The organism is Krasilnikovia cinnamomea (assembly GCF_004217545.1).
Lineage (GTDB): Bacteria > Actinomycetota > Actinomycetes > Mycobacteriales > Micromonosporaceae > Actinoplanes > Actinoplanes cinnamomeus.
Map to the genome: position 1 here is coordinate 5,675,708 of NZ_SHKY01000001.1, position 16,993 is coordinate 5,692,700.

Below are 16,993 nucleotides of genomic sequence, written 5' to 3' on the forward strand. Positions count from 1 at the left end.
GCGACATGCGGATTCTCTTCCTGGCGATGCCCGGTGCTGGGCACGTTTTTCCGCTGGTGCCACTCGCCTGGGCGTTCCGGTCAAGCGGACACGAGGTGCTGTTCGGCACGTGCGGCGAAGGTCTCGGGCATGCGTCCGGCGCGGGCCTGCCGGTCGTCGACGTCGCCCCCGGCTTCCGGGTTCGCGACTACCTGGGGCAGCTCTTCGCGCAACGTCCGGAGTTGCCCGCCCAGGAGCGTGCGGCCGCGCGCCGGCACAGTGTCCACTTTGCTGTCACACTGTTCGCGCCGGTGAGTCGGCGTATGGCGGGCGATGCGATACGGCTGGCGCGCAGGTGGCGTCCGGATCTGGTGGTGTACGACGAGTTGGGTGCGGTCGGGGCCCTGGCCGCCGCTGCCGCCGGCGTGCCGGGTGTGCTGCATGACTGCGGCTTCGTCCGTACCCGTCCGCTCTGGCAAGGTTTCCGGCAGGCGCTGCTTGATCTGTACGAGGAGTACGGTCTGAGGGCGCCCGCCGAGCCGGCGGTGACGCTGGATCCGGCGCCGCCGAGCACGGTGCCGGAACCCGACGGCTGGTCGGTGCGATATGTGCCCTATTCCACCGGCGCTGTGCTGCCGGACTGGCTGTCGGAGCCACCGCGACGGCGCCGGGTCGCGGTCAGTCTCGGCACCGTGACGCCGGACGTTGAGGGTCCGGGCCTCATGCAACGGATCGTCGGCGTCGCGGCGGGCATCGACGCCGAGTTCGTGCTGGCGCTGGGTGGGCGGCCCGTCGCGATCCTTGGCGAGCTGCCACCGAACGTGCGGGCTTGCGAATGGGTGCCGCTGAACGTGCTCCTGACGACGTGTGCCGCGATCATCCACCACGGCGGTGCCGGCACCGCGCTCACCTCGATCGCGGCGGGTGTAGCGCAACTCGTCGTGCCCAACGGTGCTGATCGCCACATCACCGCCGACGCGACGCGACGTCGTGGCATCGGGCTGGTGGCCGAGCCGGACGAGTTGGACACGGCACTGCTGCAACGACTGTTGACCGATCACGAGCTTCGGGTCGCCGCGGCCGAGGTCCGGACCGAGTTGAGCGGTCTGCCTGCGCCGGCGGAGATCGCGTCGCGGCTGATTCGCTGGCGGTGAATCCAGAGGTCTGGAGACTTGCTTAGCCCGGATGTTTCGCGGGTGGGTCATTCGTGTGTCGAAAACATGAATCTATTGTTGGCGCGTTTGGGAATGACAGTCCAAGAACGCCTGATTTACCCATTGATTCACCGTCTTCGACGTCTCTGGCCCCGCATGTTTCGCGGTCTTAAAAATGTATCGTGAGGTCACCAGCCCAGATGCATCATACGGTAGAGCAAGCGGTATTGAAGATCGATATTTGAAAAATCCCAGTCGGCAGAATATGAAATTCGGGTACACGGTGGCGTGCGGCGGCGGTTGACGCGCGGCCGGGGCGAGGCTAACTTCGTTGATGCGGAGGAATAGTATGTGTGAACGAATGAAGTCCAAGGAAAATTGGTTTCGCCTGCGGACGATTGAACCGGGACTGGTGAAGCCTTAGATGCGGGTTTGAGGGATGTCGCCCGTGCTTCACCAGTAGCTTCTTCCTGGACGTGGCGTATGGGGTCGGGCAGGGCTCGTCGGACAGGGCTGCCTGCCACCGTTGACAGTAGCTGCCTGCCACCGTTGACAGTACCGGCCAGCACCGTAGTGGAGACGCTGCAACGGCGCCGGCGTTCCATCACGGCCGAACCAACGATGCAGAACCATTCATGAGTACCGCAATGCGCCCGAGGCGAGCGAAGAAGGCGCGCTGGGCCACGCCGGGAACTGCCCGACGCTGACGCGTCCGGTCGGTGATATGTGGCATCCAGGCAGGGCGCAAAGTGGGACCGGAATGACGAGAATTGACCCCGTCGGAAATGGTCGCACCCCCCCCACCGCTGGAGATGGTCCGATGGCCTCGGTAGGAGACGGTGAATATGACAAGCGCGTCACTGTCGTAGGAGCGGGAATCGCCGGCCTGGTGGCCGCGTACGAGCTGGAGCGGCTGGGCTGCACGGTCGAAGTACTGGAGGCCAGCCGGCGGATCGGCGGCCGCATATTCACCTACCGGTTTGGCAGCGACATCGAATCTCCCTTCGTCGAACTCGGCGCGATGCGCATTCCAGCCAGCCATCGGCACACGATGCACTACATCGACCGCCTCGGGCTCAGTCCCGACCTCCGGCCCTTCGACAGCCTGTTGGCCGAACCGAACGCGTTCGTCCACACCGCCGGCGGCTACCAACGCCTGTCCGACGCAGCGCGGGCGATGGTCGAGGAACTCCGTCGGGCCTGTGAGCCGGTCAGCTACCCCGACGACGTGCTGCTCTTCGGCGCCTGGCTCGCCATCATCGTGGACGCCATCGCGCCACCCGGCCAGCGCTCGGCCCTGCGCAACGACCTCAGACACCGGCTCCTCGACCTGGCCGTCGGCATCGACCTGCGCCCGTACCGCGGCGAACAGGACCGGATGGACCTGCACACACTCTTCGCGGCGCATCCCCAACTGCGCACCGGATGCCACGAACCGCTGCGCAGCTTCCTGGACGACATCCTGGCCGAGACGAGCACCGACCTGCTGCGGATCCGCGGCGGAATGGACCGGCTGGTGCACCGGATGGCCCGCCGAATCACCGGGCCCATAGTCTGCGGCCGAGAGGTGATCGGCTTCGAGGTGGCACCGGAGCGGGTGAGCATGCTGGTCCGCGAGGGGCGGCACATCGTCACCCGGCACTCGAGGTACGCGCTGTGCACGGTTCCGTTCTCGATCGTGCGGGCCATGCGCCTGGTCGGCTTCAGCCCGGAGAAGCTCGATGTCATCAACCAGATCCGCTACGTACCGGCCACCAAGGTGGCGTTGCACTGCCGGGAACCGTTCTGGCAGAAGATCGGCATCCACGCCGGTGCGTCGTCCAGCGGCGGCCGGGTGCGGCAGACGTACTATCCGCCGGTCGAGGGTGATCCAGCGCTCGGCGCGGTCTTGCTCGCCAGCTACAACATTGACGCGGACGCCGATGTGCTGGGCCGGTTGTCGGCCGCCGCCCGGTACGCCGCCGTGCTGGCCGATCTCGGCACCATGCATCCCGAGCTGCTTCAACCGGGCATGGTGCACAATGCCACCAGCCTGGCCTGGGGGCAGTACAACTGGAGCCGCGGCGGCTGTGCCGTGCGGTGGGGGGCCGATGCCCAGGCCAGCGAGGCGGAACGGGCCCAGGCCAGCCGGCCGGAACACACGCTGTTCTTCGCCGGCGAGCACTGTTCGGCCACCCCGGCCTGGATCGACGGGGCGATCGAGTCGGCCATGAGCGCGGTCGGCCAGATAGCGCGGCGCATCTTCGACGCGGCGCTGCCCGTGCCGGCCGGGGCCGCGCTGACCGCCGTGGGGATGGCGGTCCGATGAGCGTCTTCGACGTTCCCCGCCTGCATTTCCGCGGGGTGGCCACGGTGAAGCTGCCGACCGGGCCGCGCAGCGGGCTGGTCGACCTGGCCACCAACCGCGCGCTGACCGAGACGGGACCCTTCCCGGTGGATCGGCCGGTCGAGGACTATCACCGCTATCTCGACCAGCATGGCCCCCGGTACGACACCGCAGGCCGGTTGACGCCCGATGGCCCCTTCAGCGCCGGTAAAGGCTGGAACTTCGGCGGCAACGGCCACTTCTGGATCGACGCCACGGTGGCCGGTGCGGAGATCGGCAACGGGGTCGATGTCCGCGATCCGGTGGTGGGCCGCCCGGTCGACTTCTGGGGGCACTACAACGAGTACCTGGGCACCACGTTCAACCGGGCCCGGATCTTCGATGTGGACCCGACCTCCCACTGGACGACGGCGGTGATGATCGGCCAGTTCTGCTTCGGGCGAGTGGGACGCTCGCACGAGAACGGCTACCTCGCGGTCGGCGACGTCACCGGGATCCAGCCACCCCGATGGCACCACTTCGCGCACATCCGCGACGTGGGGGAGCACTACCTCGCACCGTACCTGCGGCGATCGGCGGTGTACCAGTTCGTCGTCGCGGGTCAGGCGCTGCACTGGCTGCCCGAGTCGGCGGCATCCCCGGCGGCCCGCCTGCTGTGCGCCGCGGTGGAGTCGGCCGGATTCGACGGCCTGGTCGTGCAGTTCGCGCTGGGCAACATGGCATCACCGGTCGCGCCGGACGCCCCCAACCACTGCGCGGTGTGGGGAACGATAGCCCCCTGGCGGTACGACGAGCCACGGACGTACCCAGCGGGTCGGCTGTTGGCGCCCGGTGCGGGCCGGCACGCGCCGTTGAGCACCCTTTCGGTCGCGGTCACTCCCCAGTGGACGACTCTCAACATGATCAACGCTGTGCCGGTGACCGGGCGCGCCGGCTCGCCCGGCCCGGGACCGCTGCACCGGCTCGGTCCCCGGGCCGACCTCGGCGAGCTGGAACTGCGTACCCGGCAGACGGACCGGGTGGTCGCGCTGATCCCGCGCGACGCGTATCTCGGGGAGACCTACGACCTGACCAGCGGCGTGGTGCGGGTGCCGACTGTTCACCACGGTCGCGGTGTGGACTCCGAGCCGCTGTGCCTGATGGCCACGGCCGCCGGCGAACGGATCACGCTACTGAGCGAGGAACAGGTGACCATCCAGGCGGACGACGCCTGCTGGTTCGTCGAACATCCCCGGCCGGCACGCGAGCACGAGCACACGGTGGAGGTGGAGATCCGGTCGTTCGTCCGGGGCCGGCCGGCCGCCGTGGAGGCCGTGCACGTGCGGCAATACCCCAACCCCCGATCACGACCGTACGAGCGGGACGACGCCGAGGTCGTACATGTGCGGGCGGGGCGGCTCGACGCCCACGGCGAGTTCGGGGCGTCGTGCGTGACGCGCACGGACGCCGACGGCCGCGGCTGGTTCAGCATGCGTGGCGCTCACGCCGGCGCGGCCCGGCTCGTGCTGGACGCGCGCGCCGACCCGGTGCCCGGCGACCCCACCGAGGCGTACGACAACGACGACACCCTCGGCCGCTGGGCAGCGGCCGGAACGCTGGCGGTGCGCACGCTGCCCGACGACTGGCACCTCGCCGACACTCCCGCCGAGGCCGTGACGTTCGACCTGCTCTACCGGGAGGTGTTCGCCTACTACGAGCTGCTCTACTCGTTCATGCGGGACGAGGTGTTCAGCCTGGCCGACCGGCCGAAGGTCGAAACGTACGCCCGGCTGATCTGGCAGATGTGCGACCCGCGCAACAAGGCACGCACCTATTACATGCCGCCGACCCGGGATCTCTCCGAGCCGAAGGCCCACCTGCTCCTCGCGTTCCTGCGCCGGCAACAACAACAGTCGCGCGTTCCGATCATCGTACCGGCCGGCGAGCGTCCCGAGCCCCGGATCGCGACCCGCGGGCAGTTGCTCGACGCATTGCGCCAGGCCGCCGCGATCGAGCTGGCGGTCATGCTGCAGTACCTGTACGCCGTCTACTCCATCCCCACGTACGGAGCCGCGCAGCAATACCTGCGCCGTGGCCTGTGGACGCCGCAGCAGGCACTCCTGGCATGCGGCGACGGCGGCAAGAGCCTGGCCGGCGGTGTCCGCGGCAGCCTGCTCACCGTCGCACGCGAAGAGATGATCCACTTCCTCGTCATCAACAACATCATCATGGCGCTCGGCGAGGCGTTCCACGTACCGATGCTTGACTTCGGCACGATCAACACCGCCCTGCCCGTACCGATGGACTTCGCCCTTGAGCCCTTCAACCTCGGCACGACCCAGCGGTTCATCGCCATCGAGCGGCCCCACTCGCAGACCGGCCGGCTGAACGACGCCGAACCACCCGACCCCGAATCCACCCACCGGTACGGCTCGCTGAGCGAACTGTACGACGCGGTCCGCGACGGACTGCGGCGCGTGCCCGACCTGTTCCTGGTCGATCGCGGCCGCGGTGGCGGCGAGCACCACCTGTTCCTGCGGGAATCCATCAACGCGGTGCACCCCGACTACCAGCTGGAGGTGGACGACCTCGCCAGCGCCCTGTTCGCCATCGACTTCGTCACCGAGCAGGGCGAGGGCAACAAACTCAACTCGGTCAAGCCGGCCGGGGACTCACACTACGAGACGTTCCTCGGCATCGCGGACGCCCTGATGGCGCAGCGGTCCGCCGGCTCGCCCCGCGCGGAGGTCTGGACTCCGGCCTATCCGGTGCCACGCAACCCCACCCTGCGGACCGGCAACCCCAACACCGAGACCGTCACGGCGCCCGAGGCGCGTACGGTGCTCCAGCTGTTCAACCGGTCCTTCTACATGATGTTTCAGCTCATGGTCCAGCACTTCGGCCAGCAACCTGATGCGAGCCTGCGCCGGTCCACCCTGATGAACGCTGCGATCGACGTGATGACCGGCATGATGAGCCCGCTGGCCGAGGTCCTCGTGACCATGCCCTCGGGCCGGCGCGGCCGGACCGCCGGCCCGTCGTTCGAGCTGGAGACCGCGCCCGTCTTCCTGTCCCGGCCGGACGTCGCGAGGCGCTCGATCGCGCTGCGCTTCGACCACCTGGCCACGGCGTCGCGCAAATGCGCTAGCGTGCCGGAGAGGGTGGCCGACATGTTCGCCTTCTACGCCGAGGCTTTCGGGCGGTCACCACGATGACCACCCCGACCCGGCTGGCGCCGTTCCCGCTCACCGATCCCGCGCAGATCACCGATCCGTACCCGCAATACCGGCACTGCCGCGAGACGGACCCGGTGCACCGGGTGCCGTCCACCGACGGTGGACCTGACACCTCGTACCTGTTCCGGTACGACGACGTGTCCCGGCTGCTGCGCGCCAAGCAGGCCGGACGGGAGCCGCCGCCCGGCGCGACCCCGCTCATTCCCGCACGGTACGGCACGCTGCGTCAGGTCGTCGCCGACTGGCTCGTCTTCCTCGACCCGCCGCGGCACACCCTGCTGCGCGCGGTGGTCGCCCAGCGATTCACCGCCGGCATGATCGAAGACCTGCGGCCCCGCATTGAACGGCTCGCCCACTCACTGACGTCCGAGCTGCGCCGCCACGATCACGCCGACCTCGTCGAGGGCTTCGCCGCACCCCTGCCGATCCTGGTGATCTCCGAACTGCTCGGCATCCCCGCCGCCGACCGGAGGTGGATCCGCGCGCAGGCGCTGGCCCTGCAACGGGCGAACAGCTCGCGTGGCGGCGATCCGGACCGCCGGTTCAGCGCCGCCCAGAGCGCGGCGCGGCAACTGCTCGGCTACTTCTCCGACGAGATCGGCCGCCGTCGGCGCGCACCGCGGCGCGACCTGATCACGCATCTGGTTACGGCCGATCCGTCCGGCGCCCCGCCGATGACCGACGACGAGATCGCGGCGACCAGCATTCACCTGCTGACCGCGGGCCACGAGACCAGCACCAACCTGATCGGCAAGGCGGTCCTGGCGCTGCTGCCCCGTACCGGCCTGTGCGAGCAGGTGCGCTCCGGCGGCCTGACCCTGGACGCGGTCGACGAGCTGATCCGCTACGACGCCCCGGTGCAGATGGTCACCCGGTGGATGCGCGAGCCCCTGCTGGTGGACGGTCACGAGATCCCTGCGGGGAGCAGAGCGGTCCTGGTGCTCGGCTCCGCGAACCGGGACCCGGCGTACGTCCCTGACCCGGATCGCCTCGACCTGCACCGCACCGCCGGGCGGCACCTCGGCTTCGGGCTGGGCATCCACTACTGCCTGGGCGCCGCACTGGCCCGCGCCGAGGCGCAGATCGGGCTCACCGCCCTATTCCGCGACCTTCCCGGGCTCAGCCTGGCCGGTCCGCCGGCATACGCCGACGACCTGGTCTTCCACGGGCCGAGCCGGGTGCCGATCCGTACCCGATGACCGGCCCGACAGGGCCGGGTGAGAGGCCGAGGAGTGCCCGATGGACGACCAGCGAAACGACCGGGATGCCGGCCTGCAGTTGCTGCGGATGGCGGAGGCGCTGGGCGCGGCCCAGGCGATCCAACTGGCCGTCGAGGTGGGCCTCGCCGATCGGCTCGGCGACGGACCGCGCACCGTCGACGCCCTGGCCCGGGACACCGAAACCCAGGCCGACGCGCTGCGCCGGCTGCTGCGGACGCTCGCCGGGTTCGGCCTGTGCACCGAGACCGAGCCGGGCCGCTTCAATCTGACGGAGGTGGGCCAGCGGTTGCGCACGAACCACCCGCAATCACTGCGATCGTGGGTCGGCTTCCAGGCGATGCTCACCGACGTGTACGCCGCGGCGGCGTACAGCATCCGCACCGCCGAACCGACCTACCAGCGGGTGCACGGTGCACCGATCTTCGAGGACCTGGCCCGCCACGACGAACGCGGCCGCCTCTTCCACGCCGCGATGGCCGAACACAGCCGGCTGATGGGCGGCGCACTGGCCACCGGATACGACCTCGGCGACGCCCGCCTGATCGTCGACGTCGGCGGCGGCGACGGCAGCCTGCTCGCGGTGCTCCTCGAGGCGTTCCCGGACGCCGACGGGCTCGTGTACGACCTGCCCGAGGTGGCCGACATCGCCCGCAAACGGCTCGCCGCCGAGGGACTCTCGACGCGGTGCACCGCCGTCGGCGGTGACTTCCTCGCCGGGGTACCGAGCGGCGGCGACCTCTACCTGATGAAGGGGATCCTGCACAACTGGGCCGACGCCGACGCCCGTACCCTGCTGCGCAACTGCCGCAGCGCCATGGGACCGGACAGCCGGCTCCTGATGATCGAAGCGGTGGTCCCCGAGGGCGACGCCTTCCACCCCAGCAAGCTGCTCGACCTCGCCATGCTGATCGTCTACGGCGGACGGGAACGGACGCTCACCGAACACCGCCGGCTGCTGACCGAGGCGGGATTGCGATTCACCCGTGTCGTGGAGGCCGCGGCGCCGCTGAGCGTCATTGAAGCAGTGCCCGCCGATGGTTCTGGGCAACGGTGACGGGCCGCCATGCGGGAAGCAACGGACGTCATGGTGGTCGGCGCGGGACCGGTCGGCCTGACCGCGGCCCTCGGCCTGCGCCGTCTGGGTCTGCGGGTGCGGCTGGTCGACCGTGCGCCCGGAACGAACCGGGAACCCCGCGCCGACGTGCTGTTCCCGCGCGCCGGCGAAGCCCTCGGCGCGCTCGGTGCCGGCGAGGCGATCCGGAAGAACTCCTATGAGATGCGCGGCGCCGTCGTCTTCGGATCGGGACGCCGTCTCTGCTCGTTTCGGGTCGGCCGCCTGGCGTCCGACTATCCCCGGGCCATGACGATCGAGCAGAACGACATCGAACGGCTGCTCACCGAGGAACTGGCGCGGCACGACACCACGGTGCAATGGCGCACGGCGGTGACCGGGCTCAACCCTCGGCCGGGCGGCGTCGAGGTCACCCTGCGCCGGGCGGACGGGAGCACCGAACAGGCCGGTGCCGCCTGGGTCGTCGCGTGCGACGGGGTCCGCAGCACGGTGCGGGAGCTGCTAGGAATACCGTACGAGGGGGAGCCGCGCGCCAACATGCAGGTGGTTCAGGGCAACGTCGTACCGTCCTGGCCACTGGGAAACAACCCGGGGCACGGCTACTTCTTCCTCGCGCCGTACCGGTCGGTCATCGCCTTCCCCACACCCGCCGGCGGGTACCGGATCTTTTGCGTCCGCGACGACCCCGACCCGGGCAGGACCGCCCCGCCGACCCTCGACGAACTGCGTGACCTGGTCGCCGGGGCCGCGCACCTGCCGGAGCTGCGGCTCGCCCTCAGCGATCCGGTGTGGCTGAGCCGGGCACGGTTCGCCGACCGCGTCGCGGCACGGCTGCGCCACGGCCGGGTGCTCCTCGCGGGCGACGCGGCACACGCCTGGGCGCCGCTCGGCGGGCACGGGATGAACGTCGGCATCCTCGGCGCCTACAACCTGGCGTGGAAGCTCGCGGCGGTGCACCGCGGTCAGGCCGCGGACGTCGTGCTCGACTCGTACGATCTCGAACAGCGCCGGCTGGCGCACCAGGTGATCCGGGACATGCGGCGCAGCCCGATGGAGATGGTGCTGCCGCCGTTGGCACATACGCTGCGCAGCGTGCTGCTTGCCGCGACGATGCCGCTGCCCGGTGTGCAGCGGCGTACCGAGTGGATGATGAGCGACTTCGGCCGACACCACCGGGCCAGTCCGCTCTCGTGGCACCGGACAGGTAGGTTCCGCGGTGGACCGCGAGCGGGCGACCGGTTACCCGACGTTCCGGTGCAGCCGGCGGGCGGGCGGGCGACGCGGTCGCACCGACTCCTGTCGTTCGACCGGTGGACCGTGCTCCTCGCCGCCGCCGAGGCCGACGCCGCAACGCTGCGCGCCCTGGAACAGGCGTGGGCGACCTGCCCGGCGCCGGTGCGGATCGTGCCGGTCGCGCCGGCGAGCGTACGCGAACAACGGCAACTGGGCCGCCAACACGAATTCACCCTGGTCCGCCCGGACGGGCATCTTGGCCTCGTGGCACGGCTGGACCGGCCACAGGATCTCAGTGGCTACCTTCGACGCTTCCTGTGCGCGGAATGATCATCTCGTGCCTGCCGGCGTTCCACTCAGCGTGCCGCGAGCCGTGTGCAGCCTGCCTGGATCACCACGCTCGGCGCCGCGACCATGCGGGTCTCACCGCGAGCGGACGATCCGCTCGGACACGTTAAACCCATATCGATCTTTGCGCCCGCCGCGAGATCGGATGGGGTTTCTTGCTGCCCGGCTCCGGTGCAGCTTCCCTGGTTCTCCATGGCGCCTACGGATTCGAGCGAGATCGCGGCCGCAGACGATGACCGCGTTCCCGCGCCGTATCTGTGCGGCGATGCCGGCGGCGCCACCGACATCGGTGTAACGCGGGTTCGCCAGGATCGCCGCGACCACGCGCAGCGTCCATACCGCCTGCGCGCGGTGCGGGTTACGGACCCGGTGGTAGACACCGGGCGACGGGATCCGGCGTTCGTTAAGTTCCCGGGCGATCCCGGCGGTACTCAACCCGGCAAGCCGGCGGGCGAAGATCAACCGCACATGCGGGGCCGTCACCGGCTCCACCTCGAGCCGATGCCGCGTCGGCCCCAGTTCGCCTGGATCCGGTTCGGGTACGGGCCCGCGTCCACGAGCCGGTAGCCGTAGGGAGGTCGGCAGCCCTGATGCCGGCCCTGCTCGCGGCCCTGCGCCGCCATCGCCCGAGCGCACCCGGAACCGGGCTCGCAGCACCTCCCGCTGCGACTGATGGCCCAGCAACATGAGCAGCGCCCGATGCTCCGGCTCGTCGAGGTCAACCGGTCCTTCCGCTCCTGGAAGCCAGAGCTGTACCCCGAACCCGCGCAAGATCTCGATCACCCGGCCGGCCTCGCCACCGGCGAACGCCCGCTCGAACTCGCCGACCACCACTGCATCGAACCCACGATCCGGCTACGCGGCCGCGGCCAGCAGGGTGGCCGCTTGCGGACGTTTCACCCAAGGCAGCTGCGGGACGCGCCCGGGTCGAAGAACTCCATCGCAATCCGGCCCCTGCCAGCGATCAGCCGTTGCGCCGCTTCCAGCTGCCACGCCCGCGACGACACCGGATCCTGATACTCGCTCGTCGAGATCCGTCCATAGAACGCGAATCGAATTCCACCCCCTCGGAAGCGGCTGCCCATGACCACGAATCCGCGGCGCTGACGGCACCCCAGACACCCAGGTGTCGAAGGAACTCGAGGAAGAACCGGATGGAGGGTAGGAGTGAGCAGGCATCGCCGATCACCTCGCGGCAGAGGAACTGTGGTGTGAACATCGACATCACTGAAATTCGAGACGCAGATGTTGCGCCCGGATACCCAAACCCGCAGGCGTCGTCACCTGATCATCGAGGTTGTCACCGTCGAGAGTGACCCAACCCGACGCTCCCACACCCTGGCGAGAGAGCGACGGCGCCCGCACCATGCTGCTGGACGGTGGTCGCCCAGGCACTCTCAATCATCAAGGCAGACTATGGTGAGGCGTTCGGCCGCCAGGCGACGCCCCCGACGGTGGTGTCGGGGGCGGCGGCATCGGTGATGGTCATCGGTCAGCCGCAGCAGCCACCGACTCCCTGGTCACCGCTGGTACCGCTGTCTGGGGCTACGGCGGTCAGGGGCACGGGGGCGGTGAGCAGCCCGCCGCTGATCCCGGTGGCCAGTCCCCGCCCGGTCGGGGTAGCGGCGGCCGGTGTGCTGCCGCAGCAGGCGTCGGCTTGCGCGCCGGGCAGTTGTTCGTCGGTGACGAGGTTGGTGGAGCACACCCCGGTCTCGGGCAGTTCGAGCTGCACGTCCCGGGCGGCTATCCAGTCTCCGGCCAGCGCCGCCGCGATTGAGCGGGCCTGCTCGTACCCGGTGGCCATGAGGAACGTCGGCGCCCGGCCGTAGCTCTTCATTCCAACCATGTAGTAGCCCGGCTCGGGGTGGGTCAGCTCGTCGACGCCGTGCGGCGGGACGGTGCCGCAGGAGTGCACGTTCGGGTCGATCAGCGGTGCCAACGCTCGGGTGGACTCCAGGATCGGGTCGAGGTCCAGGCGCAGCTCGGCGGCGATGCTGTGGTCGGGCCGGTAGCCGGTGGCGGCCACCACCCGGTCGGCGCGCACCCGCTGTTCGACTCCGGCGGCGTCCCGGCTGATCACCGTCACCCCACCCGCGCCGTCGTTGGCGGGTTCGATGCGGTGGGCGAGGAACTCGGTGAGCAGGGTGATGCGGCCGGCGTCGACGTGCTCACGCAGCCGGGTACCCAGCGCGCCCCGGGCGGGCAGGGCGTCGGCCGCGCCGCCGCCGTACGCGCGGTTGGCGTTGGTGGCTCGGATCGCCCACGTGATCGTCGTGCCGGGTTCGGTCTCGGCGAGGGCCGCGAGGGCGAGCAGTGTGTTGGTTGCTGAGTGGCCGGCGCCGACGACGAGGGTGTGCACTCGGGCGAAGCGGTCCTGGTCGGCGCCGAGGACATCCGGCATGGCGCGGTTCACAACAGTGTCGGACTCGCCGTGCGCAGGCAGGCCGGTGGCGCCGAGCACGTTAGGTGTGCGCCAGGTGCCGGAGGCGTCGATGACCGCGCGGGCGGTGACCTCGGTGCCGTCGGCGAGGCGAACCAGGAACGGCGCGGTGTCGCGGCCGGCGGTGCGGACCCGGTCAACACCCACACGGGCGATGCCGACCACGCGGGCGTCATAGCGCACGTACGGTGAGAACGCGGGCAGCTTGGCCAACGGCGCCAGGTACTCGTGCACCAGCTCGTCGCCGGTGGGCAGTACATCGAGGTCGGGGGCCGCCCAGCCGGCGGCGTCGAGCAGCCGGCGGGCGGCGGCGTCGATGTTGTAGCGCCAGGGGCTGAACAGCCGCACATGTCCCCATTCCGCGATCGCTGCACCGGCGGCGTCGCCGGCTTCCAGGACGAGGAACGGGATGTCGCGTTCGTGCAGGTGGGCGGCGGCGGCCAGCCCGACGGGGCCAGCGCCGATCACGACCACCGGCAGGGCGTCGTTTGATGCGTGGTTCACCACAGTCTCCCTTGTGGGCGGTTAGTAGAGCAGGAGTTCGAAGGCGACCGCCGGGCGACCGCCGAAGCGCTGCCCGGCCTGTTCGGCCATGGAGGTGATCAGGGTGCGGGCGTCGGCCATCCAGTTGTCCGGGCCGAGCCCGTCGAGGTACGCGCGGTGCGCTTCCAGCGAAGCGACCGCGGTATCGAGCGTCGCGGTGACGTCGACGGCGTGGCTGGCGTACGGCGAGCCCGCTACGGCGGCGTAGCGGACCCCACTCCACGGCTCCAGGCCCGAGTCAGCGAACAGGTGTCGGTTGCCGGCGTCGCCGATCGCGTCGAGGGCGGCCCGGCCGGTGTGGCGGTGGTCCGGGGTGTTCCACCGGGGACCTGGCCAGGTGTCGTGGTGGTTGAACGTCACCACGAGGTGCGGGCGGTGTCGGCGGATCGCGGCGGTCAGGTCGCCGCGTAGCGGCAGCCCGTACTCGATCAGTCCGTCGCGATGTCCGAGGAACTCCACGGAGGTGACCCCGACGAGGGCGGCGCTGGCGTGTTGTTCGGCCTCGCGGATCTGCGCGGCCTTGTCCGGGGCGAGGCCGTCGATGCCGGCCTCGCCCCGGGTGGCGAGCAGGTAGGAGACCTGCTTGCCGGCGGCGGTCCACGCGGCGATGGCGGCGGCGGCGCCGTATTCCAGGTCGTCGGGGTGCGCCACGATGGCGAGGGCGCGGTCCCAGTCGTCCGGGAAGGGGATCAGCTCACCCGGGCTCAGGGTGGACGCCGGTGCTGTCGTCATCACAGGACCTTCTTTCCGGTGTGGTGTATTGGTCAGCCGCAGCAGGATGCGCCGGTCGACAGGGCCTCGGTCTTGGCCTTCGGGTCGCAGCACGCGCCCGCTTCGGCGGCGGCCTGCGCGGTGCCGCAGCACGGGCTGGCCGTAACCGCTGCCGGGGCGGTGGTGGCAGGAGTCGAGCCGCAGCCGCAGCTCGACGCGGAGGCAGCGGTGCCGGTGGTGGAGGTGCTGGTGGTCTCGGTGTTCATTGCTGGGCTCCTCTGTTGGTGGTGGGTGATCGGTAGGCGGATGAGGCGGAAGCTTGTCGGATGCTGTGTGGGCGTCGGGACGCGGTTTCGGGACCTGCAGCCGCCTTCCGCTCTCATCATTTCGGGCTGATGCATAACTTGACGTCTGTCGAACAAGCTCTACCTTGCATCGCGATTAGATGACTGTCAAGCTAGATGCATGTCTGTTCTTTCCGTGCTGGAGGTCAACGGGGCGTCGGGCTGCTGCCCGCCGCTGTCGGAGCAGGCGCTCGCGCCGCAGGTGGCGGGGGAGCTGGCGCCGATGTTCAAGGCGCTGAGCGACCCGGTGCGGCTGCGGTTGCTGTCGTTGATCGCCTCGTCGGCCGAGGTCTGTGTCTGCGACCTGACCGGCGCGTTCGACGTGACCGGTGCGACCATCTCGCATCACCTGCGGGTGTTGCGAGAGGCGGGTCTGGTCGACACCCGGCGCGAGGCCACCTGGGTCTACTACCGGCTGCGCGGGCCGGCGCTCGACCTGCTCGGCGGCCTGCTCAGCACCGACATGGCGGCACCCCGCAACACCCCCAACTCCACCCCCGCGCCGGCTCCGGCCGCGCCGGTAGCGCCCCGGACGGAGCCCGCGCCCACCGTCGTATCAGCGAGTCCTGATGTGGTGCGGTTGCTGGCCGACCCGTTGCGGGCGCAGATCGTCGGCATCCTCGCCACGGGTCCGGCCACCACCTCGCATCTGGTCGCCGACACCGGCGCTAAGCAGCCCAACGTCTCCGGGCACCTCAAGCAGCTGCGCGAGGCCGGCGTGGTGACTGCCGAGGCGCGCGGTCGCTTCACCTACTACCGCCTCGTGCCCGAGGCCCTGCAAGGCGCTGCGCAGCACCTGGCCGACCTCGCTGCGCAGGCTGCAGCCACCACCGACACCTTCCGTACGGGCTGAGCCCCCTGGCCGGTCCGACCCAGAACAGAGGGAAAGAGGAGAAGCTCATGGCAGAGCAGCACGACACCGCCGCGGACGTCCGGGAGCAGGTCCGTTCCAGATACGCGGCGGCTGCCCTGGCTGTCGCCGACAACGGCGGCGGGTGCTGTGGCACCCCGCCCACCGCCCTTGACGCCTTGGCCGCTGACCAGCGCGGAGCAGACACGTGCTGCACCAGCGCCAGCACGACCGGCGACCCGTTCGGTGCTGGCCTCTATTCCGACGCCGACCGGGGTGACCTGCCCGGCGATGCCGTGGCCGCGTCGCTGGGCTGCGGCAACCCCACCGCCGTGGCGGACCTGAACCTCGGTGAGACCGTGCTGGACCTCGGCTCGGGTGGCGGCATCGACGTGCTGCTGTCCGCCCGTCGCGTCGGCCCTACCGGCGCGGCGTATGGGCTGGACATGACCGACGAGATGCTGGAGTTGGCCCGTCGCAACGCCGCACAGGCCGGCGTCACCAATGTCGAGTTCCTCAAGGGCCAGATCGAGGCCATCCCGCTGCCCGACGCCACCGTGGACGTGGTCATCTCCAACTGCGTGATCAACCTGTCCACCGACAAGCCCGCCGTGTTCGCCGAAACCTTCCGCGTGCTCAAGCCCGGCGGCCGCATCGGCGTCTCCGACGTCGTCGCCCAGGACCACCTCACCCCGCAGCAACGCGCCGAACGCGGCGGCTGGGTCGGCTGCGTGGCCGGTGCCCTGTCGATCAGCGAATACCGCGACGGCCTCCAAGCCGCCGGGTTTACCGACATCACCATCACTGCGATCCACGACGTCGCCGACGGCATGCACTCCGCCATCATCAAAGCCACCAAACCGACCACCTGACGAGAGCTGCCGGGCCAGCAGAGTCACCTGCGCCAGGCAGCGCGATCAGATGCCTGCGGTGGGCCGGAATGCCGGCCAGATGAGGCGGGTCAGTCAAGGGCATAGACCAGGCTGCCCGGAACGCATGCCTCGATCAGCGGGCGGGCGGCGAAGGCCCGGCCGCGTGCTGCCCCAAACTTGCCGGGCCGCCACTGAAGTGCGATTTCAGAGGGCAGCGTCATACGGATCGCGGGCTGCCAGCATGTCCGCGATCGCGACACCGCGACGGCGGGCCAGCCGGCGGCGCTGGCGCACCTGCGCGCGGGTACGCGGCCGGAACTTCGGCTGGCGCGAACAGCCGCACGTCTCGAAACCTTCGTAACGCAGCCCCACGGCAAGCACCGCCGCCACAGCGACCCAGCCAGAGGCGTTCCGGCGCCGGGGGGCGGCGAAGTCGTGGCCCGCGAGCAGCATGGGTGCACGGCAGTGCGGACATGGATGAACCGCGCCGTCCCACGGGAGTTTGCTGCTGCGGCGGCACGGCACACACACGTAATGGACCCTGTACGGGGTCTCGGCGTACCGGCACATGCGGCGAGGGTAGCGACCTAACCTCGCAAGATCATCCAGAATTGCCTCTGCGCCGACGAGCGCCCCGACACCGCGGTATCAGCGAATCCTGATGCGGTGCGGGTGACCAGCGAGTG

Annotated in this window: 14 protein-coding genes and 1 pseudogene; 10 read left to right on the forward strand and 5 right to left on the reverse strand. The window is 70.0% G+C overall.

Translation table 11 applies throughout. The features are described 5' to 3' along the window. The first annotated feature begins 26 nt into the window (after positions 1-26). The 6 genes from EV385_RS25950 (at position 27) to EV385_RS25975 (ending at position 10,529) form a co-directional block, all read left to right on the forward strand. Positions 27-1,133 carry a nucleotide disphospho-sugar-binding domain-containing protein gene (locus EV385_RS25950; protein ID WP_341273974.1) on the forward strand — a complete coding sequence of 369 codons (1,107 nt, stop codon included), beginning with the start codon at positions 27-29 and terminating at the stop codon, positions 1,131-1,133. Positions 1,134-1,953: 820 nt separating this feature from the next. Further along, positions 1,954-3,441, forward strand: a complete 1,488-nt coding sequence (locus tag EV385_RS25955; RefSeq protein WP_165449594.1) for a flavin monoamine oxidase family protein — start codon at positions 1,954-1,956, stop codon at positions 3,439-3,441. Beyond that, positions 3,438-6,653, forward strand: coding sequence for a ferritin-like domain-containing protein (locus tag EV385_RS25960; RefSeq protein ID WP_130511803.1), 3,216 nt, complete (start codon positions 3,438-3,440; stop codon positions 6,651-6,653). Before EV385_RS25955 ends, EV385_RS25960 begins: the two co-directional genes overlap by 4 nt. Further along, a complete protein-coding gene (locus EV385_RS25965) occupies positions 6,650-7,873 on the forward strand; it encodes a cytochrome P450 (protein ID WP_130511804.1) in 1,224 nt (407 codons plus the stop codon). The genes EV385_RS25960 and EV385_RS25965 overlap by 4 nt, the downstream gene beginning before the upstream one ends. Before the next feature lie 40 nt (positions 7,874-7,913). Further along, complete coding sequence (locus EV385_RS25970; protein WP_130511805.1) at positions 7,914-8,948, forward strand: methyltransferase; 1,035 nt, start codon at positions 7,914-7,916, stop codon at positions 8,946-8,948. A gap of 9 nt (positions 8,949-8,957) precedes the next feature. After that, the gene (locus tag EV385_RS25975) at positions 8,958-10,529 is read left to right on the forward strand and encodes an FAD-dependent monooxygenase (protein ID WP_130511806.1); all 1,572 of its coding nucleotides are present in this window, start codon (positions 8,958-8,960) and stop codon (positions 10,527-10,529) included. Between the two features lie 93 nt (positions 10,530-10,622). Here the strand turns inward: EV385_RS25975 and EV385_RS34045 are convergent, their stop codons facing one another. Further along, positions 10,623-11,030, reverse strand: coding sequence for a recombinase family protein (locus EV385_RS34045; protein WP_165449595.1), 408 nt, complete (start codon positions 11,028-11,030; stop codon positions 10,623-10,625). 216 nt (positions 11,031-11,246) lie between these two features. On the opposite strand from EV385_RS34045, the gene EV385_RS34050 reads away from it, so the two are divergent. Then, positions 11,247-11,564, forward strand: a complete 318-nt coding sequence (locus EV385_RS34050) for a hypothetical protein (protein ID WP_165449596.1) — start codon at positions 11,247-11,249, stop codon at positions 11,562-11,564. 475 nt (positions 11,565-12,039) lie between these two features. On the opposite strand, the gene EV385_RS25985 is transcribed toward EV385_RS34050, so the two are convergent. The 3 genes from EV385_RS25985 to EV385_RS25995 are packed head-to-tail and all read right to left on the reverse strand — an operon-like array spanning position 12,040 to position 14,507. Beyond that, positions 12,040-13,491 carry an FAD-dependent oxidoreductase gene (locus EV385_RS25985; protein WP_130511808.1) on the reverse strand — a complete coding sequence of 484 codons (1,452 nt, stop codon included), beginning with the start codon at positions 13,489-13,491 and terminating at the stop codon, positions 12,040-12,042. Between the two features lie 21 nt (positions 13,492-13,512). After that, positions 13,513-14,262 carry a PIG-L deacetylase family protein gene (locus tag EV385_RS25990; protein ID WP_130511809.1) on the reverse strand — a complete coding sequence of 250 codons (750 nt, stop codon included), beginning with the start codon at positions 14,260-14,262 and terminating at the stop codon, positions 13,513-13,515. 32 nt (positions 14,263-14,294) lie between these two features. Beyond that, positions 14,295-14,507, reverse strand: a complete 213-nt coding sequence (locus EV385_RS25995) for a hypothetical protein (protein WP_130511810.1) — start codon at positions 14,505-14,507, stop codon at positions 14,295-14,297. 199 nt (positions 14,508-14,706) lie between these two features. Between EV385_RS25995 and EV385_RS35330 the strand changes: the two are divergent. From EV385_RS35330 to arsM, 3 genes and pseudogenes are all read left to right on the forward strand, one after another. Beyond that, positions 14,707-15,048, forward strand: a pseudogene (locus tag EV385_RS35330) (ArsR/SmtB family transcription factor); the annotation flags it as partial. Then, positions 15,022-15,438, forward strand: coding sequence for an ArsR/SmtB family transcription factor (locus EV385_RS35335; protein ID WP_423203134.1), 417 nt, complete (start codon positions 15,022-15,024; stop codon positions 15,436-15,438). The pseudogene EV385_RS35330 and the gene EV385_RS35335, both read left to right, overlap by 27 nt. 47 nt (positions 15,439-15,485) lie before the next feature. Further along, positions 15,486-16,307 (forward strand): arsenite methyltransferase, encoded by an 822-nt coding sequence (gene arsM / locus EV385_RS26005; RefSeq protein WP_130511812.1) that lies wholly within the window; start codon positions 15,486-15,488, stop codon positions 16,305-16,307. A gap of 204 nt (positions 16,308-16,511) precedes the next feature. Here arsM and EV385_RS26010 read toward each other — a convergent pair whose 3' ends face one another. Continuing rightward, positions 16,512-16,760, reverse strand: a complete 249-nt coding sequence (locus EV385_RS26010) for a hypothetical protein (protein WP_130511813.1) — start codon at positions 16,758-16,760, stop codon at positions 16,512-16,514. Positions 16,761-16,993 lie beyond the last annotated feature (233 nt).